17 protein-coding genes and 1 tRNA gene are annotated in these 23898 nt (G+C 47.8%); 11 read left to right on the top strand and 7 right to left on the bottom strand.

Annotated elements, in window-relative coordinates; genetic code table 11:
* Positions 1–30 precede the first annotated feature (30 nt).
* The 4 genes from OP864_RS10555 to OP864_RS10570 all read right to left on the bottom strand — a co-directional run bounded on the left by OP864_RS10555 (position 31) and on the right by OP864_RS10570 (position 4993).
* Complete coding sequence (locus OP864_RS10555) at positions 31–1629, bottom strand: hypothetical protein (protein WP_270098160.1); 1599 nt, start codon at positions 1627–1629, stop codon at positions 31–33.
* 64 nt (positions 1630–1693) lie between these two features.
* Positions 1694–2434: a hypothetical protein gene (locus OP864_RS10560; RefSeq protein ID WP_270098161.1), complete on the bottom strand. Its 741-nt coding sequence runs from the start codon at positions 2432–2434 to the stop codon at positions 1694–1696.
* Between the two features lie 236 nt (positions 2435–2670).
* A complete protein-coding gene (locus OP864_RS10565; protein ID WP_270098162.1) occupies positions 2671–3141 on the bottom strand; it encodes a hypothetical protein in 471 nt (156 codons plus the stop codon).
* Positions 3142–3475: 334 nt separating this feature from the next.
* A complete protein-coding gene (locus OP864_RS10570; RefSeq protein ID WP_270098163.1) occupies positions 3476–4993 on the bottom strand; it encodes a zinc-dependent metalloprotease in 1518 nt (505 codons plus the stop codon).
* 261 nt (positions 4994–5254) lie between these two features.
* Here OP864_RS10570 and OP864_RS10575 point away from each other — a divergent pair, with 261 nt between their 5' ends.
* On the top strand, positions 5255–5554 hold the full coding sequence (locus tag OP864_RS10575) for an ArsR/SmtB family transcription factor (RefSeq protein WP_015692987.1): 300 nt from the start codon (positions 5255–5257) through the stop codon (positions 5552–5554).
* A 258-nt stretch (positions 5555–5812) separates the two neighbouring features.
* Entirely contained in the window at positions 5813–6523 is a 711-nt protein-coding gene (locus OP864_RS10580) for a M949_RS01915 family surface polysaccharide biosynthesis protein (RefSeq protein ID WP_270098164.1), read from the top strand.
* 225 nt (positions 6524–6748) lie between these two features.
* Here OP864_RS10580 and OP864_RS10585 read toward each other — a convergent pair whose 3' ends face one another.
* Positions 6749–9469, bottom strand: a complete 2721-nt coding sequence (locus OP864_RS10585) for an AsmA family protein (RefSeq protein WP_270098165.1) — start codon at positions 9467–9469, stop codon at positions 6749–6751.
* Positions 9470–9849: 380 nt separating this feature from the next.
* Between OP864_RS10585 and OP864_RS10590 the strand changes: the two genes are divergently transcribed.
* A tRNA-Val gene (locus OP864_RS10590) sits at positions 9850–9924 on the top strand.
* Between the two features lie 870 nt (positions 9925–10794).
* Here OP864_RS10590 and OP864_RS10595 read toward each other — a convergent pair.
* A complete protein-coding gene (locus OP864_RS10595) occupies positions 10795–11589 on the bottom strand; it encodes an O-methyltransferase (RefSeq protein WP_270098166.1) in 795 nt (264 codons plus the stop codon).
* Positions 11590–11848: 259 nt separating this feature from the next.
* On the opposite strand from OP864_RS10595, the gene OP864_RS10600 reads away from it, so the two are divergent.
* From OP864_RS10600 to OP864_RS10620, 5 genes are all read left to right on the top strand, one after another.
* Positions 11849–12475, top strand: a complete 627-nt coding sequence (locus tag OP864_RS10600; RefSeq protein ID WP_270098167.1) for a TetR/AcrR family transcriptional regulator — start codon at positions 11849–11851, stop codon at positions 12473–12475.
* A gap of 13 nt (positions 12476–12488) precedes the next feature.
* Positions 12489–12965 (top strand): hypothetical protein, encoded by a 477-nt coding sequence (locus OP864_RS10605; protein WP_489886452.1) that lies wholly within the window; start codon positions 12489–12491, stop codon positions 12963–12965.
* A 48-nt stretch (positions 12966–13013) separates the two neighbouring features.
* A complete protein-coding gene (locus OP864_RS10610; RefSeq protein ID WP_489886453.1) occupies positions 13014–13886 on the top strand; it encodes a TolC family protein in 873 nt (290 codons plus the stop codon).
* A 25-nt stretch (positions 13887–13911) separates the two neighbouring features.
* A complete protein-coding gene (locus OP864_RS10615; RefSeq protein WP_270098168.1) occupies positions 13912–15084 on the top strand; it encodes an efflux RND transporter periplasmic adaptor subunit in 1173 nt (390 codons plus the stop codon).
* A gap of 336 nt (positions 15085–15420) precedes the next feature.
* Positions 15421–18879, top strand: a complete 3459-nt coding sequence (locus OP864_RS10620) for an efflux RND transporter permease subunit (RefSeq protein ID WP_270100800.1) — start codon at positions 15421–15423, stop codon at positions 18877–18879.
* Between the two features lie 215 nt (positions 18880–19094).
* Here OP864_RS10620 and meaB read toward each other — a convergent pair whose 3' ends face one another.
* Entirely contained in the window at positions 19095–20177 is a 1083-nt protein-coding gene (gene meaB, locus OP864_RS10625; RefSeq protein ID WP_270098169.1) for a methylmalonyl Co-A mutase-associated GTPase MeaB, read from the bottom strand.
* 190 nt (positions 20178–20367) lie between these two features.
* Between meaB and OP864_RS10630 the strand changes: the two genes are divergently transcribed.
* The 3 genes from OP864_RS10630 to OP864_RS10640 are packed head-to-tail and all read left to right on the top strand — an operon-like array spanning position 20368 to position 23853.
* Positions 20368–21588 carry a hypothetical protein gene (locus OP864_RS10630; RefSeq protein WP_270098170.1) on the top strand — a complete coding sequence of 407 codons (1221 nt, stop codon included), beginning with the start codon at positions 20368–20370 and terminating at the stop codon, positions 21586–21588.
* Between the two features lie 50 nt (positions 21589–21638).
* Positions 21639–22769, top strand: coding sequence for a hypothetical protein (locus tag OP864_RS10635; RefSeq protein WP_270098171.1), 1131 nt, complete (start codon positions 21639–21641; stop codon positions 22767–22769).
* On the top strand, positions 22723–23853 hold the full coding sequence (locus tag OP864_RS10640) for a hypothetical protein (RefSeq protein WP_270098172.1): 1131 nt from the start codon (positions 22723–22725) through the stop codon (positions 23851–23853). Before OP864_RS10635 ends, OP864_RS10640 begins: the two co-directional genes overlap by 47 nt.
* The last annotated feature ends 45 nt before the right edge of the window (positions 23854–23898 follow it).

Below are 23898 nucleotides of genomic sequence, written 5' to 3' on the forward strand. Positions count from 1 at the left end.
AAGCCCTTCAAAATAGAAGGGCTAAACGGATTATTTTAAGCTATATTGGACCAAAGTATTGACCATATTTTCATAGAGAATGCTCAGTTGCTCTAACTCGCTAGCCAATAAATCAATTTGCTCGATACAGCTAAGCAGCTCCTCTTTTTCTAGGGTTTGGGCCCCCAAATAATCATTTTTGAGCTGGGTCCAAAGGGTTTCCAACTTATGTAGGCCCTCGACAATGGCGGGGGTGTTGTCCTCAAAAGTTTGTAGCTGCTGCAAGGTCTGCTCAAACTCCTTTACGGTATCCTCATAGCGGCGTTGCGAAATGCTTCCACCCTGATTTTTGGCCGTTTGCACCCGATAAATCAAGAGGCGCTGAATGTCGGTAGTTTGATGCCCCACAATATTGAGCAAGTGAATGATGCGCTCTTCTTTGGGCAATTCTTTCTGCTCTTTGGGGTAGAGCGGAAGCTGGCCCGCATAATTTTCTAGGTCGCCAGCCATGCGGTCGCAGGCCGCCATAATAATATGACTTTGCTCAATGAGTTTGAATAGGCCCTCCTCGGTATAGTTCTTTTTTAGGGCCTTTTTGTAGTTTTTCCAGAAGCGACCAATGGTTTCTGCCGACCGGCGAGCGGCCTTGGTGGGGGCAAATACCACCAAACGACGATTGCGACCCTCAAATTCCGAGATGAGCTCATCTAGCGATTGACGGGCGCTGCGGTCGCGCTCCAAATCAAAGGCCGCAAGTAGGTAGGTGCGCGCCATTTCTTTGTTTTGGGCGCGGTGGCGGCTCACCATGGCCACCAAATGGCTGACCGATAGGACCTCGACCAACTGGCTGTATTCGCTAGCGAGCCGACAAAGCGCCTGACTGCTTTGGTCCGAGCTACTGGCCAGGCTAGTCATATAACTGCGCTTTTTGGGGCTGTAGTTGTCAAATTCCTTGCTCAATGCTAGCCATTTTTCTTTAATGCTTTGGAGTTGTTCTTTGGTGCTGGCGGTATTAACCTTGCTATTGAGCAGGATGTCGAAATTGGCTAGGGTTTGTTCTGCTACCTTTTTTAGGCTGCGCTCCAAACTGCGCTTTTCGGGCAGGTCCAAGCGACTAGCATATTGATAAAACATATAGCTTTCGGCAAAAATAGCTTGAGCATAGGCCCGGCTACTCAGGCCGTAAGATTCTTTGAGGTTGCGGGCAATATTGGGGTAAATCTGAGCAATATACCCACTGAGCGCAAAGCGATAGGCCTCTGCCGCCTCATAGGTTTTGCGCTCCAATTTGAGCAGTTTGGAGCAGGTCTTCGGGCCAATTTCTCGACTGACGACTAGGCTGTACTCCTTCCAATTATTTTTTAGATCGGTCAGTGCGGGTTTAAGAATAGGCGACTCACTAAACTCTTCTAGTTCCACTAGATTTTCCTCAAAAACCAAGAGCGAAGAGTCAATCTGTAGGTAGTAATCCACCACCTTGGGGCTGTTGGCTAGGCCCATAAAGGCCTTGGCACTTTGCTTAATCAGATACTTTTGTTGCTCACTGAGGAGTAAAATTTTTTGAATGGAGCCATCGGAATTATCGGGGCTGCCAGCCCAGACTAAGGGCGAGCCCATAAGGGCGAGAAGAAAGATGCAAATAGTTCTCATACTTATCTGTAGATTTAGCGTTCTGAGCGTTAAGTTACTTTTTTTCTTCTCTTTATGCAAAAGCCTAGCCACGGTCAGGATCTTGCTGCTCTACCTTGGCCCGCAGCTGCTCGAGCTCTGGCCCCAGCAGCAGCCGATCTTCCTGAAGGAGCTCTTCATAGGCCTGCTGGCAGTCTTCCTGAAAGGCCAGTTCTTCGGCAATGAGGGCTAGGCGGTATTGCTGCAAAATGGCGGCCTCTTCTTTTTTATCCTGCGCTTTTTGTTGGGCCAAATACTGCCGATGCCGCTCGAGCTGGGCCCAACTTTGGTCCCCTTTTTTTAGGGCCTCCAAACGCTGCAAGTTTTCTCGATGCGATTGTTGCAACTCCCGAAAAAGCCCAATTTGCTGTATTAATACCTCCCGCTCTTGCTCAAATTCTTGCAAAATTCGCTGACTTTCCTCTAAGTAATCCTCCCGATTTTCTTGCAAATCTCTTTGATAATAATAGATATTTTGGCCCTCGTCTATGGGACGCAAACAGAAAAAGAGGACCTTGCTGGGCAGCTCGACATAGCTGGGCCGCCCAAGCTTTTCTAAGAGCTCTTTTTGCTGCCGATAGCCGCTTTCTAGCTCTTCTTTGGCTTGCTGCTCATGCCGCTCGGCCCAATATAGGGCATGCCGAAGGCGCTGGCCCAACTGCTGCTGACTATTAACAGCTTCCTCATTTTCTTCTTTTTGGGGCGCCTTGGGCGACTGCAATAATCGCCAAGCTAAAAACAAAACCGCTAGGGTCAATACCGTTAAAAAGAGAAGAAGTGGATACATAGTTTTTTATTTTTTTGGGGCCCGCGGCCAGCAAGCTGGCCGCCGCTATGCTGCGGGGCTCACTCTCTGTTCGGCCCTGCAGCCGCCGCAGGCGGCTTTGGTCTGGCCTTCGGCCACCCCTCCGCAGCGCTGGGCCCGCAGATGAGCTCGCCAAAAACGGCCTAAAGGCCGCCCGCCTAAACGCAAAAAGGCCCAACTTTATAGAGGTTGGGCCTTTTTGCTGAAAATGCAAAGCCTTATTTTCCCTGAAAACGAATTTTACATTCCTCCCAAAGTTGGCCTTCTTGGTTTTGTAGCTGAGCCACGGCCTCAATTCTATAAATAGATTTTGCCGATTTGAGGCTTTTGGCAAAACCCGCCAAACTCTTGCCCAAAACATTAGATCGCTCCAAACGATCCATATTAGAGAGCTGAAACTGAAAGGGAAGCTTGAAAAACAAACTGAAGTCTTGCCCATTCTCTAAATGTAAGGGCTCCTCAATGAGCTTTTCGCCCAAAATGTATTCATCAATCTGTTTGTTGTCGCCTCGCCCACGCTCATAGCGCTCAATCAGGCGAATACGAATGGCCTCAATACTGGCCGCACCCTTGGCCGAAAAAAGAAGCTCTGCATTGATGGTATTTACATCTATAGGGTAGACCTCTAGGGCCGATATGCGCATCTTGACTTCCGAGAAGCCTAACCAGCGTTTGAAATTTCCGAACATATACTATATGGTGTCTAAGGGGATGATGTTGAACTTAGTTAAAAGCCGTCAAAGATAATTCCAGTTCCCAATAGGCGGCCAATTTGTCAGCTAGCCCCATTTTGCGCCCTACAGGCCCGAAGGGCCGCAGGCTGAGGGATGAGAGCAGGGCCGCCGCAGGCGGCAGACCTAGCGGGCGTAGCCCGCGCAGGGCCGAGCGAGCAGCGAGCTGCGGACAGCCCGACCCGCCCGAAAACTCATGAGGGTTTTAACCCTCATTTTGTATAGCTTCGCAAAGCGATACCGCTTTGCGCTGGCTTTCAACCCAGCGGAAGGGGCAGCCCCAAAAAATAGCCTACTGCTTAATAAAGGCCTGTCTCCAAACTTGTTTGTCGCTACGGATTAGGATAAAATATTGGCCAGCGGCTAGTTGTGGAATCGCTAGGCGGAAATCTTGTTCGCCAGCAATTAGGGCCAAGTCCGCTTTCTCCCAAATAATGCGACCATCTAAGCTATAAATAGCCAGTTGGGCCGAACTATTGGCCAAGGAGGTCAACCGAAGCTGTAGGCTGGCATCTTGGACAGGGTTGGGGAAAACCTGCAACTCATTTTGGGCCAGATCAGCCAAACTGTGGCTACTGCTAATTGTGCCCGTCTGAAAATAAAAAGGGGGAGAACTGGGGGCACAAGTATAGGCCGGCTGCAGGGGCTTGACGGTCCAGCGAAACTGACGATTACTCCCTAAGGCCGAGCTAGGAATAAAGGCAAAATTCTGATTCATCACGCTGCCCGTATAGACCTGCCCCAAGGGAATATTGTTAAAAATGCGCTCTACCGTAATGACCCATTGGTTGGCATTGGGCGCTGTAGAGGCATCCCATTCTAGGCGAATTTGTCCATTGACCTCCTGCGCCAAATCATTGTTGATAGGGCTAATGCCTTGGAGTTGGCTACCGTCTAGGCTATCCATACTGCTGGGCGCTGGAAAATTGGTCCAGTTGCGGTTGGCCATATCGGCCAGCATGGCGTTCTTTTGTTCTTGCGAAAAAGTATTTTGGCAATTATCGCTAGAATAAGACATGAAGTAGTCGCTATTGATTTGCAAACTGGCCCCCGTAGGATCTTGTAAACTCGTAGAAACAGGGCAGCTAAAACGCTCCGAAATATAATCGGCTTCGGTATCGCAAAAGCCATCGGCGGCATTGGCGCAATTGGCCCCAATTCCTCGGGCTACATTTTCGACCAAACGCCCATTCACAAGCAGAGGAGCAGGACTGCCACTATATTGGGCCCGGGCATCTACGCCCTCCCAACCAAAAAAGGTATGCGGCAAGGTGAAAAAGTGGCCCAGCTCATGCGTAATGGTGGTTGAACTGCCATTGGCGTAGCTATTTTGAATAAAAACAAAGTCGCGAGAAGGCGTATAATAACCCGCCACCGAGCGGCTCACATTGGCACTCACAAAAACATTGAGGCTATTAGGGACCTTATAACTGCTCATTCTAACTTGGCCCGTATTATTATAGGCATCATCATAAATCACATCATCATAAATAAAGCGAACTGGACCATTGAGATAGAAGAAAATATTTTGGTCGGCAAAGTCGCTATTGAGCTTGCAAAGCATTTCTACCGCCTTACTGCCCGAGGCAAAGCCCTGCCCCGCCTCGCTGCCCACCAAATGCAGACTCAAAGGAATATAAGTGGTGTTTTGTCTGCTAATCTGGGCCAAGTTGATGTTGCGGCGGTTTTCCATCATTTGGGCCTTAATGGCGGCTCCATCTGCCAAAGAGACCCCACAAGGCGCCTCTTGGGCCAGTAGTTGCCCCACCCAAAGGAGCGAACAGAAAAAAGAAAGGTATATCAATCGCATAGATTTCGGTTTTAATGATTGACAAAAGAAGGGCATTTTACCCTAGCACTAAAAGTATTTTTTGCACATTTGTTGGATTATATACGGCTAAGGCAAGCAAAATAGTTGTTAATAGCTAGTTTATGGAATTATATTTTGAACTTTAGGACGCTTGTAACTACATATAAAAAGGACTATATTTATATAGCTATTTTTTTAGGACCTTCTACTTTTTTGATTAACTTTGTTTAAATCGTATACCTCAAATTAAATCAACATCCTATGAGTCAGTTAGAAGCTAGATTAAGCATTGCGACCCTAGAAGCCGCTGCCGCGGCCCTTCGCGCCCTTGCCCATCCTCTTCGTCTGGCTATCGTCGACCTCCTAAAAGAGAAAGGGGAATTGCCCGTGAAGGATATTCATGGTATCCTCAATATTGAGCAGGCGGTGGTTTCTCATCATTTGGGCATCCTTAAAAATAAAGGGGTGCTTGTGGTCCGTCCCGAAGGTAACAAACATTTTTATGCCATCAAAGATGAAGAGGTGGCCCAGGTGCTTGCTTATGTAGAGCGCTGTTTTTAGGCTTTTTTTAATGACTTTCTTTTTGACCTCGGTCTTTTGCTTTATCTTTTGGAGGTAAAGCTTTTTTATTTTGGGGCTGCCCCTTCGGCCTGCGGCCTTCGGGTCGGGCCATTGCGCAGCTCGCAGGTCTGCTCGGCCCTGCAGCGGCTGCGCCGCTTTGGTCTGCCGCCTTCGGCGGCCCTGCTACAGCCCCTCAGCCAGAGCGGCCAGCTCTGCGCTTAGCTACGCTATTTATCTCCACTAATTACTATAGAAAACATGAGAAAACTATTTATCCCCTTGGCCCTCGCCTTTTTGCTGATGGGCACAGCCTGCCAAAACCAATCTGCTCCCCAAACAGATGAGCAAACGGCCCAAAAAGAAACGCCCAAAGAAGAAACCGAAGAGGAGCCCATGAGCGAGGAAGAAGCCTTTGCAGAAGCCGCTTCTGGCCCTTTTGAAATTACTATGACGGCAGTGCCCGCCAAAAAACTCCCCTTCGATGGTCGAATGGTGCATGGCCCCGACCTAGAAGAAGCCACAGAGGTAAAGGATATTAAGGGCACTTACTATTTGCTCCGCAACCAATATTTTTCTGAAGGCCGCCACTATATGAGCCTAGGCTATTATTTCTGGGATGGCAAAGAAGCCAAACGCCAAAATATTAAGCATTACGATATGGAAAATTGCAACTTTGACCTAGTCAGCAAGTTTCCTAATGCAGGTTTCCAAATTGCCGACCAAGATAAGGATGGCGAGGCCGAAATCTACTGCTTTAGCCAACTCGATTGTGTGAGCGATGTAAGCCCCACTAATCTAGACCTACACGTTTTTGAGGGCCAAAATTATTATCAATTGGCCGGAAACAATAAGGTGGAAGGCCTAGGCGGAGAGTTTAAGCCTAGCGATAATTTTAAGGCAGAAGAAAAAATATTTAACTACGCCAGCGATATCTTTAACTCTTTTTCCGATAAGGTAAAGGCGTATTAGTCCCTGGCCTAAAGCCAAAGCGCCCATGCTCTAAGGAGCATGGGCGCTTTTTTTATGCGTTTAGCAGGCGGCGAAGCCGCCGCAAAGGGCCGCAGGCCCGCGGCTGAGGGATGAGAGCAGGGCCGCCGCAGGCGGCAGACCTAGCGGGCGCAGCCCGCGCAGGGCCGAGCGAGCAGCGAGCTGCGGACAGCCCGACCCGCCTACTGGCGGGGCAGCCCCAAAAAATTACCACTCAATATATTCAGGCTCTTCTTCTTCCTCAATTGTGCCGCCACTACCGCCTTTATATTCTGGAATATCGGCCCATTCGTCGGGTTCTTCTAAGGTTTTGACCTTTCGTTGGAAGTTGCTGCCAGAGGGGGCGCTGCCGCCACGGGCCGCAAATTCGCTGCCCATAAACTCCGCTTTTAGGCTGTTGTTGAGGGCCAGGGTTTCTTCCTGCATATCGGCCTCCATGAGTTTTTTCACCTTTTTGCGGCCCATCTGATACTGATATTCCTCATCGTAGAGGTTGCCATACATGCGCGCATAAACATTGAAAAGGCCCTTTTTGCGGGCGGGCAAAGGCTCCATATCCTTATTGTAGCGCTTGAAGCGGTTGGCCAAAATTTGGCCCACATTGATCTTGAAGCGGTAGTCCATGTCTTGGTCAAAACTATGGCTGCCCGAAAGCGTGATATTCATGGCATTGCTCTGAATGAACATGGCGGGAATATAGAGCTTGCGGTTGGCTATGCGGAACTGGTTTTCGACCCGACTAAATCGAATATGTTTGAGGTCCTTGACTTTAATGTACTGACTAAAGTCCTCCAACATTTCAAAGCCAATGATTTCGCCATCTTCTAGGCTAGCATCGGCCAAAACGGAGAGCTCATTGTCCATAAAATGGCCCTGTTCATCCCAAAAGGCATTTACTTTGACCAAGCTGCTCAAGCGGCCACGCAAATGTCGAGCCTCTAGGGTGGTTTGCCCAAAGTTATCCATTTGGTCAAAAAACTGATTGATGTCGATCTTTTCCAATTCGGCAAAGGCCAACAACTTGGGCGCCAAGTCAAAGGTATAGCGGGCATCTAGGCGCATTTTTCCCTGAAAGCCCTCTAGAGAAAGCCCTCTGAGGTCCATTTTGTTGTTCTGAAAGGCGAGCTCGCCATCAATGTTCTTAAACTCAAATTCTCCATAATTGAGCTGCTGAATATGCAGTTTAAAGCTGCCATAAAGGAAGTTAGAGACAAACATCCGCTGCTCGTTTTTCTCGGCCCGAACCGAATCCGCCGCTATAGAATCTGTGGGCAGAGGCTCCTGACTTTGGGGGCCCAAAGCGGCCAACATCAATTCATCAATATCCAGTTTTTCAGAGGCCCAACTAGCCTTAAAGCCTAGCTCTGCCTGCTTAGAGTTGCTAGAGTCGGCAAAGAGAACGGGCAAAATATTCTGGAAATTTCCCTGCAGCAGGATGTCAGATTTGCGGCTTTTGAATTGTAGTTTATTGACCGAGAACACATTATTGTTGAGGGCCAAACTTCCCTCGGGAATGCTCAGCGGGACGCCATAGCGAACAAGACCCACATTATCAAAACGAAGGGCTCCGCCCAAGTTGACTTTTTGGATGTAGCGAGGGTTGAGCATATCGTTTAGCCTTCCCTTTAGGGCCACATTTTCTATGGCGAGCAGGCCTTGGCCCTTACTCACTTCTTCGCCCAAAAATCCTTTGATGAGGTCAATAGGCAGCTTGCCATCAAAGCTAAAATCAATCAGGGGGTTGTCTAAATCCTCTACCCTTAGGGCCAAGGAAATAGGGTGTCCGCCCAAGCTGGCCTCAAAGTTTTTGAGCTCTAATAAGGCCTGATTGGAGCTACCGCCTCGGTTCTCAAATTCTACATCAAAGTTTACACTTTTGAGCGATTGACTCATGTTAGGGTGGCTCACTCTCCCCCTGCGCAAACCAAAGTTAAATTTGGTCATAGGCAGGCTGTTGGGGGCCAAAAGGCCCTTGGTTTCGGCCTTAAAGCTCATATAGGCATTGCTCTCAAAGCCGCCTAAATAGGGGAGGAGCTTGGGGGGCAGCAACTGAAGCAAGGCGCCCAATTTGGCTTTGTCCGACTCAAACTTGAGGTCCAAACGGGTCCCCTTAGGCACCAAAACAACCTCTCCTGTGGTCAAAAACTCATTGCCCTCTGCCTGCAGTTTCATCTCTTTGATGCTATAACTTTGGGTCAGATGGTCAATCTGAATATTGGCATTATAGCCTAGGGTTTTATTTTCTAGGTAGCGCTCGCCCCCCATCTCTAGGTAGTTCATCTGGATATTGGCCAAGCTTTTCAGGATATAGCGCTCATTATTAAAATCGCCTGCAAAAAAGGCCGACTCTAGCAAAAAGCTAACATCTTGGTCCATGATCTGGTCCAAATAACGCAGCTTAACATTTTTAAAATTGGCATCCTTAATCGAAAGATTAAGGTCGCTGCTTTGGCCCGTTTCCTCGGCTTCTTCTTCCGTAATAAAGATGTCGTAATTCGTCTGCCCATCCTTATATTGCCGCACATCAATGGCCGCATTAGATATACTGATGGCATTAAATTGATAATGCCCTGACAGCAATCCCCAAATGCTACACTTCAAGGAGAGGTCTTCGGCCCGCAGCAAATAACGGCTGCTGTCGCCACTATTATCATGTAGGGCCAGGTTTTTTAAACTGACCGAAGCCTTGGGGAAATCCCAAATCAAAGAGAGTTCTGCTCGCTCTACTTTGAGCTCCGTTTTTAGGCTTTTGCGTAGTTCCTGAACCACCAAGCCCCCAATTTTGGCCTCATAAAAGGCGGCCACAACAATCAGGGCAATCACGGCGATCATCGTAAACATTAGGGACCAGAAGAAGAGGGTCGATAAGATGCGCCAAGCTAGGCTTTTTTTCTTCTTGGGTTTTTGATTTTTGGGCTTTGGACTCATGTCGCTTTCTTTTTTGGGGAGAAGTAAGATGTATTTGGGGCTGCCCCGCCCTGCGGGCGGGTCGGGCTATGCGGGGGCTCGCTGTTCGCTCGGCCCTGCGCTTTTTTTCGCTTTGCTCAAAAAAGCTCGGTCTGGCCTGCGGCCACCCCCTACTATCCCTCAGCCTGCGGCGGCTTCGCCGCCTGCTAGATGCAGAAATACAAAATAATTTTTATGAAAAATCTAGCCCGAAAATACAAAGAAGGCCAGTAAAAAGGGCCTTTGGCTCAAGTTTTAGGTTTTTTTGCCATTTTTTTCTCCCTTTTTTTGAAAAATGTTTGGAAGTTTAAATTCTTGCCGTATATTTGCATCGCATTCAACGGAAAGCAACACAAAAATAAGGGCGAATAGCTCAGTTGGTTCAGAGCATCTGGTTTACACCCAGAGGGTCGGGGGTTCGAATCCCTCTTCGCCCACTACAAAAGAGTTACTGATTTTATCAGTGACTCTTTTTTTTTGTCTAGATCTGTCTTGATTCTTCTTTCTTCCTGCCTAAAGCTCCCCCTTTTTTGTCGCCAAAACCTAAATAGAGGTGGTTATACTCTATGATATAGGTTCCTCAACCCCATAAGATAGGTCCCCTAACCCCATAATAGACGTTCCGAACTGTATGATATAGGTCCCCTAACCCCATAGAGTAGGTCCCTTAACCCCATTAGGTACGTTCTGGACTCTATCGTATAGGTTGTTATACCCCATGATATAGGTTCCCCAACCCCATAATAGACGTTCCGAACTGTATAATATAGGTCCCCTAACCCCATAGAGTAGGTCCCTAGACCCCATTAGGTACGTTCTGGACTCTATCGTATAGAGTTGTTATACCCCATGATATAGGTTCCCCAACCCCATAATAGACGTTCCGAACTGTATAATATAGGTCCCCTAACCCTATAGAGTAGGTCCCTTAACCCCATAATAGACGTCTAGGGACCCCAAAATAGACGTCCTGGAACGTCTATTTGGGGTCCTACAACCTACATTATGCAGTTCTATAACCTATATGATATAGTTCCACAACCTATATCATGCACTTAGATAACCTATGTTATACACTTCCATAACGTATATAGAGGACTTTGACTACCTCAATCATACAGTATAGCTACGGTATGCGAGCACTACAACTAGCGTATTGGAACAGTAGAACTACTATAATAGGAGCAATAAATGAGTCCAGCTAAAGACTCAAAAGCAGGGGCAGCCAATCATCGCCTAGGGACAAGCCCCTAGGCTAATCTAAATGGAGTCAGCCCTAAAGGGCCTCAAAGAAGAAAAAAAGTCCATTAAGACCAAGGTTTGGCCCAAAAAGGGACCAACTCTAGCTGTTGGGGCCAGCCCTGAGGGCGAGGGCCAAAAAAGAGGCAGCCCGCCCAGCCCAAATCAATACTATAACTGACCTTAGGGTGGGCCTTGAGCTCTTCCCAGGCGCTTTGCATCTCCTCGGACCAATAAATATCGTCGAAAACTAGGAGGGCGTTGGGGCCCAAATAAGGCAGGCAAGCCTCAAAATAATCTAGGGTAGGTTGCCGCAAATGATGCCCATCAATAAAGGCATAATCTAGTTGGCCCAACTGCTTGAGGGCCGAGGGCAGCAGCTCCGCAAAGCTGCCCTGCCAAAGCTGCAAACTAGCCGAGGCGCTAAACAAGCGGGCATTCTTTTGGGCAATAGCGTGAATTTCGGGACAGCCCTCTATGCTAATCATTTGGGCCGAACGCTTGGCCGCATGCTGATAAAGCGCCGAGATACCCAAGGAGGTCCCTAGCTCCAAGATCGTTTGGGGCTGATGAAAATTGATCAGGCGAAATAAGAACTGGGCCTGCCAGGCGGGAGAGAGCGAGCGCCTGGCCAAATCGGATACTCGCTTAGGGGCCGACTTTCGACTACCAGCGCCCAAATCCTGAATCTGAATGGGCCGACTATCGTGTCGGAGCAAATCGCGCTGTCCCTCTAGCACCGAAAAACAATAAAATTCTCGCCGATCCTCCAAGACCAATTCTCGCCATTCTTGCAAGGCGGGGCAAGCTATTTTGCGGCCCGATTGAGCCCGTCGATAAAAGGAAAAAAGCGCAGTCCACATAGTTCTATTGATTTGGGCCCAAGTTAAGAAAAAATCTAGCAGCCCTTGGGGCTCTGCAGCGAACAAAAAAAATGATAAAAAACCGAGGAAACTTTAAACATATTTTGGGTTTCCGAGTTTTAGTCCTTAGTTTTGCCACTGTAAAGCAGGGACTTAGGTCCAAGAGGAAACCAAAGAAACATTAAAAGTTTCCCTTTTTGTGCTTTACAGGCTAAAAAAATGGCCCTAAAGAACTACTGACAAGATAAAATTTGATGTTGTGGACGAACTACAAAAAATATTAGCGGCTGCCGATAAAATGTTTCGGCAATACGGCATTCGCTCGGTCACTATGTCTGATCTCGCAAGGGAGTTGGGCATGTCTAAAAAGACGCTTTACGTACATATCAAAAATAAGCAGGACCTAATCATGAAAGTCTTGCAAGCGCATTTTGATCAAGAAAAGCGGACTTGTACGTTGGTACAGCGGGAGGCAAAAAATGCCTTAGAGGAAATGTTTTTGATGGGTCGAGAGATTCAGAAGAACATTCAGCACATCAATCCTTCTTTGATGTTTGACCTACGAAAATACCATAAGGCGGTTTGGGGCGAATTTGATAAGTTTCGCAAGACCTTCATCTTTAATATGATGAAAAACAATATGGACCGAGGCATAGAAGAGGGCTTATATCGGCCTGATTTGAATGCGGATATTGTCAGCCGTCTATATATAGGTATGGTCGAGCTCTTTTTGGATGCCGAATTATTTCCGCCCGATAAGTTTTCTAGGCCGAGTATGCATCGGGCCATGATGGCTTATCATCTGCACGGCATTGTGTCGGACAAGGGCAAGGCGGCCCTAAAGGATTATCTAGAACAATTAGAACAACTTTCTTCACCTTCCTAAATATAAAATTGAGATGAACTTAAGCAAAGGGCTGTACAGCCTTGTTTTTCTCTTCTTGGCGGGCTGGTCTTCGGCCCAATCTCCGGCCAGTTTCTCTTTGGAAGAGGCCATTGATTATGCCATAGATAAAAGCTTAGATCTGCAAACGGCAGAGCAGGATATTTTGTATGCTAAGCAACAAATCCGAGATACTCGGGCCATAGGTTTGCCGCAATTGAGCGGAAAAGTAGAGTATAACTACAATGCGAACTTGCCCGTGCAGTATCTACCCGATTTTATTTCGCCTATTGTGGTGGGGACCCTAGAGGGCTATCAGCTTGTTCCGCAAGGGACCTTAGAAAACTTGCCTGAGGGCGAGCCTCAGCCGGCCCAATTTGGTATTGCCAACTCGCTAACGGCAGGGGCTACCTTAAGCCAGCTCATTTTTGATGGTTCTTATTTTGTGGGCCTAAAAGCAGCGCGTTCTGTAGCCGAATTGAGCCGCAAGTAAAAGACGCTGACTGCTCATGAGATTCCCTACACCATCAAAAAGGCCTATTTGGCCGTCTTGTTGGCGGAAGAGAACCTAGGGATTTTGGACAAAAACCTAGAGAACTTGCAAAAGATGCGAGATGAAACCCAGGCCTTTTTTGAAAGTGGTTTGGTAGAGCAGCTAGATGTAGATCGTCTAGACCTCAGTCTGGCCAATTTGCAATCGGAAAGAGGAATGGTAGAGCGGCAAACGCAGTTGGCCTATAATGTCCTTAAGTTCCAAATGAACTACCCTTTAGAGGAGTCTATTGTCCTTAAAGATGAGTTGGAAAGCCTGATGCAGGCTCCTTCTCAGGACGATCTAGAAGGGGAGGCCTCGGCTAGTAAGCGGCCCGAGCTAGAGGTATTGCGCCTCAATCGGGATTTGATGGACCTCAATATGAAGCGCTATAAGGCGGGTTATCTGCCCAATCTATCTGGCTTTTTGGCCCATCAGTACCAGCTACAACGCAACAACCTTTTTGATAGCGATGAAGGGAAGTTTAACCCCATTACGGTTATTGGTCTACAACTCAATGTGCCCATTTTCGACGGCTTTAAGAAGGATGCCAACATCCAAATGGCCAAAATTGATGCGACCAAAGTGGATATCCAAATTAAGCAATTTACCCTAGCCACCGAGCTAGAAATCCGCAATGCCAGAGCCATGTACCTCAATGCTTCGGAGCGTTTGGAGAACCAAAAGAAGAACTTGGCTTTGGCCGAGCGCATTTTGGAAACCACCCGCCTTAAGTACCGAGAAGGGGTGGGTTCTAGTACAGAAATCAGCACGGCCGAGCAGGAGCTTTATCGCACACAGGCTAATTATATGAATGCTATTTACGACCTAGTCATTGCCAAAACAGATTTGGACAAGGCCCTAGGAAATCCCTTGAAATAGAACTTGTTAAAACCAATTATACAGCATGAAAACGCTAAAATATAGTTTTGTGGCCCTTATGGCCCTTAGTTTGGCCGCCTGCGGTGGGGCAGGAGTAGCGCCCGATCAAATGAAGGATCCCGCTAAAATTCGCCAAGCCATCCAAACAAAAAAGGAGGCCATCAAAACCCTAGAAGGCGAACTGGCCCAATTGCAAAAGCGCCTAGGGGAGGTAGACACCACGGCTCGCCCCGAGAAGTTTGTCGATATTACCACCCAAAAGGTCCAAAAAAAGACCTTCTCGCATTATGTAGAGGTACAGGGAAATATCACAACGGCCCAAGACCCTGCCTTTGCTAGCTCCGAAACTGGAGGCCGAATTACCGAAATGTTGGTCCGTGAAGACCAATTTGTCAAAAAAGGTGATTTGGTGGCTAAGGTAGATGTGGAAAGCATCCGCAAAAGCCTAGAAGAGCTCAAAACTTCATTGAAGTTGGCCCAAGACATGTTTGATCGGCAGAAAAAGCTTTGGGAAAAAAAGATTGGCTCTGAGGTGCAGTTTCTTCAGGCCGAAAGTCAGGTAGAACAATTGACCAAAAGTAAGGAGCGCCTAGAATTTGAGTTGAGCAAATCCAATGTATACGCCCCCATTTCGGGCTATGTGGAGAAAGTCATGCTCAAGGCGGGTGAAATTACTGGCCCAGGTTCTCCCATCGTTCAAATTCTCAATACCAACCAGCTCAAGGCGGTGGCACAGGTACCCGAAAACCTTTTGGGTAAGGTCAAGGTAGGCGATCAGGTAGAGCTCTATTTTCCGGCCCTTGGCCAAAGCCAAACGGCCCGTGTAAATGAAGTGAGCAGAAGCATCAACTCCACCAACCGAACCTTTGCCATTGAGGCCCCATTGGCAAGCCAAGGCGGGCTGATTAAGCCCAACCTTTTGGCCACGATTAAGATTAAGGATTTTGAGGCCGAAGATGTGGTGGTGGTCAATAGCAACTTGCTTTTGCAGGATGTAGATGGCAACAACTACCTGATGTTGGCCAAGGATGGCAAAGCCAAAAAGCGCATCGTTGAACTGGGGCGCAGCTACCAAAATGAAACCATGCTAGCCGCTGGCCTAGAGGGAAGCGAAACCCTAATCGTCAAAGGTGCTCGCCAAGCCATTGATGGCGATAAGGTGAAGGTACTGAGCTCTACTAAGGGGCAGAAAAATTAAGGTGTTTTTTGGGGGCTTGCCCGCCTTGCAGGCGGGCCGGGCTGTGCCGCAGCTCGCTATTCGCTCGGCCCTGCGCCGCCTTCGGCGGCTGGGTCTGGCCCTTCGGGCCACTGCTATCCATCCCTAAGCCGAAGCGGGCTGCGCCCGCTTCTCTAGCCGCAAGGACCAAGGGCTGGCTGGCCTAGCGATGTGGAGGGGGGCGGCGAAGCCGCAGACCCAAGCCGCTGAAAGCGGCTGCAGGGCCGAGCAGGCTTGCGAGCCCCGGAACGTAGCGCAGCAAGCGCAGCGCAGCTGAGGCCCCAAAAAACAAAGATTAGTTAAATCAAAGCAATCAGAATCAAACGATATGAGCCAAGAAAAAAGAAACTCTACCGGAGTTTTGGGCCAAGTAACTTTGCTGTAGATAATGCCATTAGTATGTTTTTGCTAACGGGAATTATCTTCCTTTTTGGAGCGCAATCTTATTTGACCATGCCCAAAGAGGCCTTTCCAGAAATTGTGATTCCTACTATTTATGTGGGAACGACCTACTCGGGAAACTCGGCCGAGGATATGGAAAAACTGGTGACCATTCCGCTAGAAAAAGAGATTGGGTCCATTACGGGAATTAAAAAATTAGAGGCCACTTCTATTCAGGACTTCTCGAATATCATTGTAGAATTTAATACCAATGTAGAAGTAGAAAAGGCCCTGCGGGAGGTAAAAGATGCCGTAGACAAGGCCAAAAACGACGCAGATTTTCCGCAGGATTTAACGGCGGGTCCCGATGTTTTTGAAATCAACTTCTCTGAATTTCCCATCCTGACGGTCAATATCTCGGGCCGTTATACCGAGGACGAGCTCCGCCAATATGGCGAGTATTTGCAGGATGAAATTGAGAAACTGTCCGAAATTTCGGAAGTAAAGCTCAAGGGAACCTCAGATAAGGAGGTGAAAATTGATGTGGATTGGTTTAAGATGCAAAGCCGCAAATTGAGCTTTAATGATATTGCCAATGCGATTAACATGGAAAACCTGACGCTCTCTGCTGGAGACTTTAAGTCGGAGGGTTTTAACCGCTCGGTACGGGTAGTGGGTGAGTTTAAGAGTGTTCGGGAGATTGAGAATATCATCATCCGCTCGGAGTTTCAAAACCCGGTTTTCCTCAAGGATATTGCTAGCGTACAAATGGGTTTTGAGGATCCTACCTCTATTGCTCGTAGCGACCAATTGCAGGTTGTTTCTTTGGATGTGATTAAGCGTTCTGGAGAAAACCTATTGGATGCTTCGGATAAGATTAAGGAGTTGGTGGAAAAGGCGCAGGCCAAACGTTTCCCTTCTGATTTGAAGGTCCAAATCTTTAATGACCAGTCTGTAGATACCCGCAACCAGGTGTCTAACCTACAAAACAGTATCATTTCAGGGATCATCCTCGTTGTTTTGGTCCTTTTGTTTTTCCTTGGTTTGCGCAATGCCTTATTTGTGGGCTTGGCGATTCCCATGTCGATGTTCCTCGGGATTTTAATCCTGAACCTCATGGGCGTTACCCTCAATATGATTGTACTCTTCTCGCTCATTTTGGCCCTAGGGATGTTGGTAGACAACTCTATTGTGGTGGTCGAAAACGTCTTCCGATATGTGCAAGAGGGCTATAGTCTAAAAGATGCCTCTAAGAATGCAGCGGGCGAGGTGGCCATGCCGATCATCTCTTCTACGGCAACTACTTTGGCGGCTTTCTTTCCGCTTTTGTTCTGGCCCGGCCTAATGGGTGAATTTATGGGCTATTTGCCCCTCACCTTGATTATCGTTCTGATTTCTTCGCTCTTTGTGGCCTTGGTGCTTACGCCTGTATTTACGGCGGCCTTGATGACCAAAGAAAAAACACCAGAAGAGATTCAGGCGCAGAAAGGGAAAAAGCTCATCAACAACTTAATTTGGATTGGCGTTTTGGCCACTATTGCTGTAGGCGGCTGGATTACGGGCACCGATTGGGTCCGAAACCTCTTTGGTATCGTCACCATCTTGACGGCCATGAATGTCTTTTTGTTTGCTCCTGGCGCCGTCTTTTTCCAAGATAAGTTTCTCCCTGTACTAGAGAATATCTACGATAAATTTATTGGTTTTGCCCTAAAAGGGATCATGCCTTACCTTATGTTTTTGGGTGTTATTGGCTTGCTCTTCCTTTCTGTGGTTCTAATGGGGGTTTTCCCGCCCAAAGTAGAGTTCTTCCCTGCGGCAGAACCCAAATACGTCAATGTCTTTGTCGATCTTCCTATTGGAAGTAGCATTGAGGCGACCAATGAATTGATGCAGGAACTAGAAGCCAAGGTAGAGGCCGTTGTTCGTCCCTATGATGAAAAGGGCGTTATTGAGGCGGTACTTTCTCAAATTGGAGAAAATACCTCGGATCCTTCTGGTCCCCCCGAACCTGGCGCCACGCCCAACAAGGCCCGTCTAACGGTTTCTTTTGTGCCTGCCGATGAGCGCCAAGGGGTATCGACTAGCCAAATTATGGAAGAAATCCGCCAATCGGTCCAAGGGTATGCTGGAGTAGAAATTGTGGTAGACCGCAACCAAGAGGGACCCCCCACGGGTAAGCCCATCAACCTAGAGATTTCTGGGGATGATGTAGAAATGAGAGAGCTTTCGGCAGTGGCCAATACGGTCCTCAATAAGCTGCGCAATGCCAATGTACCCGGGGTAGAGGAGCTCAAGATGAACGTCAATGCCAATGTGCAGCAAGACCTCATCGAGATTGACCGAGAAGCGGCTCGCCGATATGGCCTATCTACTTATGATATTGCTATGACGATCCGTACGGCCCTTTATGGCCGGGAGGTTTCTAAGTTTAAGGAGGGAGAAGATGAATATCCCATTATGCTCCGCTTTAGCGAGGAGTACCGCCAAAGCCAAGAGGCCCTAATGAACCAAAATGTGACCTTCCGAAATATGGATGCGGGGGGGCAAATTGTGCAGATTCCCATTTCTTCGGTGGCCAAGAAGGTGCCCAGCACTACCTATAATGCCGTTAAGCGAAAGGATGAGAAACGAACCATCACCATTTATTCTAATGTGCTAGAGGGCTTTAATGCCAATGAGGTGGTGCAGCAGTTGCAGTTCATTATGGAGGACTATGAAATGCCCGAGGGCTACAGCTTTAAGTTTACTGGAGAACAGGAGGAGCAAGCCGCCGCTATGGAGTTTTTGGGTACGGCCTTTACCATTGCGATCTTGGCCATCTTCCTCATCCTCGTTTCGCAGTTCAACTCGCTCAGCAAGCCCTTTATCATTATCCTTTCGGTTTTCTTTAGTACCATTGGGGTGCTCTTGGGATACATCCTTACGGGCATGGACCTAGTGATCATTATGACAGGTATCGGTATTATCTCTTTGGCTGGGGTGGTCGTAAATAACGCCATTGTACTTATTGATTATACAGACTTCCTGCAGAAGAGGCGGAAGGAGGAAACGGGCCAAGACCAACTCTCTGATGATGAGGTCAAGCAGTCGATTATCGAGGGCGGAAAAACCCGTCTACGTCCCGTACTCCTCACGGCGATTACTACGGTTTTGGGCCTCATTCCCCTAGCCGTTGGCTTCAACTTTGATTTCTATGGCCTAATTACAGAGCTCAACCCCAATATTTACTGGGGAGGCGATAATGCCGCTTTCTGGGGCGCTATGTCTTGGACGGTGGTCTATGGCCTTATCTTCGCCACTTTCCTTACCCTAGTCATTGTCCCCGTGATGTATTGGCTAATGTATAAGATGAACCGCTTTTTTGCTGGTCTATTTGGCCGCAATAAGGCCGCATAAACCCAGGCTTTGATCAAGCTTATCTTAAGGTCTCTACTTCGGTAGGGGCCTTTTTTGTTTTTGGGGTGGCTGTTTTGGGGCCTCCTGCCTACGGCAGGCGCTACGTTCCGCAGCTCGCTGTTCGCTCGGCCCTGCGGCCTGACGGCCTTGGTCTGCGGCTGCGCCGCACTGCTGCACATCGCTAGGCCGAGGCGGCTGCGCCGCCTCCCCAGGGCTTAATCTTCTTTTTGGACCAATTTGAGGAGTTCTCTAGCGGCGCGAAAGGAAGAGCTTTGTCCATTGCGGACGGCAGTTTGCCAGCCGGGCCATTGGCTTTGGACCTTGGGGTGTTCATAGAAGTGGCGGAGCAGCTCCTGCTCGATACTTTGGCGCATCCAGTATTCGGCTTGTTCGGCTCTTCTTTGGGGCCAGTAATTATTATTTTGGGTAAGTTGGCAATAGTCTTGAATTTGCTCCCAGATCGCTTCTAATCCCTCGGCATGTAGGCCAGAGGCTAGACTGACCTTGGGCGTCCAGCCCGATTTTTGGGCCGGGAAGAGGTGGAGCGCATTGCGGTATTGTTGCTTTGTTCTTTTGGCGGCTTGCAGGGCTTCGCCATCGGCCTTATTGACCAGTAGGAGGTCTGCCATTTCGACCACCCCTCTTTTGATGCCCTGTAGTTCGTCGCCAGCATTGGGCAGCAGTAAAAGCATAAAGAAATCGACCATAGAGTGCACCGCTAGTTCTGATTGGCCCACCCCTACGGTTTCTATAATAATGGGAGAAAAGCCAGCCGTTTCGCATAAAAAGATAGCTTCTCGGGTTTTTCGGGCCACGCCGCCTAGGGCATCGCCAGCGGGAGAGGGGCGCACAAAAGCTTGGGGGTGGCTAGATAAAGTTTGCATTCGGGTCTTATCGCCGAGGATACTGCCGCCAGTGCGTTGGCTACTAGGGTCGATCGCTAAAATGGCTGGGCGAAAACCTTTTTGGATCAGCATTTGGCCAAAGGATTCGATAAACGTACTTTTGCCCACGCCGGGAGAGCCTGTAATGCCCAGGCGGAGGCTCGACTTCTGTTGTTGGAGGCAGGCCTCAATCAGTTGGTCGGCCTTAATGCGGTCTGTGGCTTTTTGGCTTTCGACTAGGGTAATGGCTTGGCTAAGCAAAAGGCGGTCTTGGGCCAAAATTCCCTGCAGTAATTCCTCTACAGAGGGCTTTCGTCTTTTGAAGCGGGCCAATTGCTTTTTCTTGAAGCTTGGGGTTTCCGTTATCCCTTTGGCGATATGCAGGGCTGATTTTTTATCTTTATTATTTTCCATCTCTATAGGTTTAGGGCCAATCTTTTTGCATCTAGAAGGAGCGAAGCGACTGGCCTAGCGATGTGGAGCAGTGGCCCGCAGGGCCAGACCGAAGCGCTTTAGCGCTGAAGGGCCGAGCGAAGAGCGAGCTGCGCAACGTAGCGCCGCAAGGCGAAGCCGCAGCGGAGGCCCCAAAATATTAAACAAAAATATGAAGAACTACCTACAATTTGTCCTCCTTTTATGTCCATTTATGCTTTGGGGGCAAGCTTATCGGGAATTGCGAGTAGAGCAATATCAGTACAATTTGGAGGGCGACAGCATGCCCATCAAGAAGCAGATTTGGCGTTATGGCGAGGGGGGAATACTGCTGGGGCAGGAAGAATATGAATATCGGAAACAGCCAGCGGGCAGCTTAAAATCTTCTTTTTTGTATCAGTATGATGAGGAAGCGAAACTGGGGCAGCAGCAGCAATTGAAGTATTCGGTCAAGGGCGGGCAGCCTCAGTCGCAGCTCTTAAAAACCTATTATCTAAAATATGGGGCCGATGAGCAACTGCGGAGCAAGCAACTTTATTTTGATAAAACGGGAGAGTTGCAGCGGGAAGACACCTTAAGCTATAATAAAAAGGGCCAATTAGTGGTAGAAGAGACCTTTGATTATCGGGGGAGCACTGCGCATAGCTCTTGGCGGATGAAATACAACAAGGCGGGCAAGATTAAGAAAAAGGGGCGTTATGTACATTGGAGCACCGTAAAGCGGGGCGGCAAGGTGGTCTATAAAAAAGAGCGCAGAGCATGGTACAGATATAAATACAACCGAAAAGGGCAGCCCAAGCTCATGAAAGGCAAGAGCAGCAACAGACGATACAAAACAGTTTGGAAATATGACGAGGAAGGGCGGATCAGCTTTTATCAGTCGCATATCTGCAAGCGTTTTAAGAACAGCCCCAAACCCAAAAAGAAAGGAGAAGAAGAGCAGAAAGAGAAAAAGCAGCCCAAATACCGTTATGTGAGCGAATGTCATACAAAGAAATATGAAAAAGGCCAATTGGTTTTGGAGGTAGAGTATGACCATGGAAAAGTAAAAGAGCGGAGCGAAACTAGCTACATCCAAGATACTTTAAAGAGCGAATTAAAATATTGGGTAGCGGGCAAACTCAAGCGAGAAGAAAAATACTACTACGATAGTTTGGGGCAACTGGAAAAGCAAGAAAACTATTACTACAATAGTTTGGGCCTATTGAATTATCGCTTAGATATTTATTATAATAGCAAGGAACAAATTTTGCGAGAAGAGCAGTGGGTCCGAGAGCAAAAAGTAAGAGAATTGCGGCATCAGTATGATGCAAAGGGCCGTCAGCAAAGAACCACATTAATGCTAGAAGATGGGCAGAAATTTGAGAAAACCTATTATTTTTATAAGGATTAAGCTTGCCTATATTCTGCCTACAGGAACCTATAAAAGCGTCAAACTTTAGTATGATCACTAATAATAAAATAAAGAAAGCGGCCTATCTGATGGGATTTATTGGCTTTTCTTTGGCTAGTCAGCCCCTATTGGCCCAAAAAGCCAAGGTGAAATCTTTGGAGTTTCAGCAAAGAGAAATCAAGGAAGAGATCCAAAAAGACAGTTTATTGACCACCAAAAAGGAGCTCAAAGAATATGATGAGCAGGGGCGCTTGATTTTGCAAAAAATCTTTGTGGCCAACCCCATCGGTCAATTAACGCCGCAAAAGGAAGTCAAAAAAACCTTTGAGGGACGTATCCTGAGAGTAGAAGAAGAAACAGAATACGATGAAATGGGCGATCCGCTCAAGATGGAACAAAGCCATTACAATGACGACAAAGACATTGTAAAGCTAGAATACATCGACTACCTCAAAGCGCCCGATACTCGTTATACCAAAGAATATGAGTATGACGAATATGGCCTGCTCGATAAAACGCTCCTTAAAAATGAGGAGGGTAAAAAAGTAGGGGAGGAGCGCTGGAAGTACAATGCCGATGATGAAATTATCAAGTATACCAAATGGGAAAAGCTGCCCTCTGGTAAAAAATATAAGGAAAGCGAAAAAACCGAATATGACGAAAACGGCTTTTTGGCTTCCTCAGAAAAGGAAATAGATGATGGTCAGGACAAATACAAGGAGATTACCACCTTTGTCCGCAACCGAGTAGAAGAACAACTCAAATATAAAAATGGCGAGTTGATCAGTGAGTTTGGGGGCGCCAAAAAAGGCGGCTTTGATCCCTCTAAGGCTAGAGTCATGATGACCTTTAATAATGATGGCGGCGGCCTAGGCGGCGGCGGTGGCTTTGGTGGCGGCGGTTTTGGCCGTTGGGCCAATGAGGATGAATACGACGATAAGGGGAATAAAATCAAGACCATCCAAAAAGTAGATGATGTAGTTACGCAGATTACCTTCTATAGCTATGACGAACGCAACAATTTGATTAGTAGCAAGAAGGTGGATTATGAAGGAGAGAAAGAAACAAGAGTAGAGGAGGAGGTCCAAGAATTTGACGACAATAACAATATGCTACGTCGTGCTGTTTATGTAGATGGACAGATCATCTCAGAAAAACGCTACAATTATCAATATCGCTAAACTTCTATTGCTTTTCTGTTGCTTGGGGCCTTCGCTTTGGGGGCAGGCAACCGATAGCATTCCGCAGATCAAAGAGAAGCGCATTCTCGATTATCGCCTAAAGGATAACCAACGCCTGCTGCAAAAAAAGACCGTCTTAGAATATAATATCTATGGCAATTTGGTGCAGCAAAGTTTCTATAAAGGCGAACAGCTTCAACGTGCAGAGTACTTTAAATACGACCGCTTGGGCCAGTTGGTGGGCCGCTTGCGCTACGACTCTATGCAGGCTTTGGTCTGGAGCGAAGACCGACAACTAGATGAGGAGGGCCGAAAACTAAAGGTGACCCAAACCGCCTATCAACCTCCCGGTTTTCAACAGCAGTATACCCTCTATAGCTACAATAGCCGAGGGCAAATTAAACAGGTCCAAACCTATAATACCGAAGACCAGTTGGTGAGCGAGGTGAACTACCTCTATAGTCAGTTGGGCGAGCTGCTGGGGAGCAACGCCTGGGACCTCCAAGAAGATGGTAGCAAACGCAGCCTCAGCATTTTGCATGAGTATAATAAAAAGGGCCAAATCCAACGCTCGGTCAGTATTTTGCAAAATGGCAAAGATCGCTATAAGGAGGTCCGAAACTTTGAAAATTGCTTTATCATTGAGTGGCAACGCTACCAAAATGGCGTGCTCTATAGCCACTTTAAACATGATAAAGAACAAATTCGACAGCAGGGACCCAGCGAAATTCCGCCCCCCTTGCCTTTCCAATTGTCTCCCCTAGAGTATGAGGAAAGCCGCAAAGACCCCCTTCAGCAAATGGATTATCAACCACTCCGAAGCATTAGCACCAAGAACAATGATGCCGGCTTGCCCGTCAAAGAAGCCATCCGCGAAGGAGAAAAATTGGTAGAGGTCCGCTACTTTTTCTATGATGAAGCCCAACGCCTTATCCGCCGCAAAACTGTCGATAAGGTCAATGAGGAGGTCAAAGAAGAAGAGCTGAGCTATACCGCCAAAGGCCTCCCCCTCCAACATCGGCAGTATTTAGATAAAAAACTGATCCAAGAGCGGAGCTATGAATATATCTACTATTCTAACTAAAAAGCCACTCTGGACCTCCTTTTTTTGGCCTTAGTCTGTACCTTT

Origin of the sequence: Saprospira grandis, assembly GCF_027594745.1 — a bacterium.
Lineage (GTDB): Bacteria > Bacteroidota > Bacteroidia > Chitinophagales > Saprospiraceae > Saprospira > Saprospira grandis.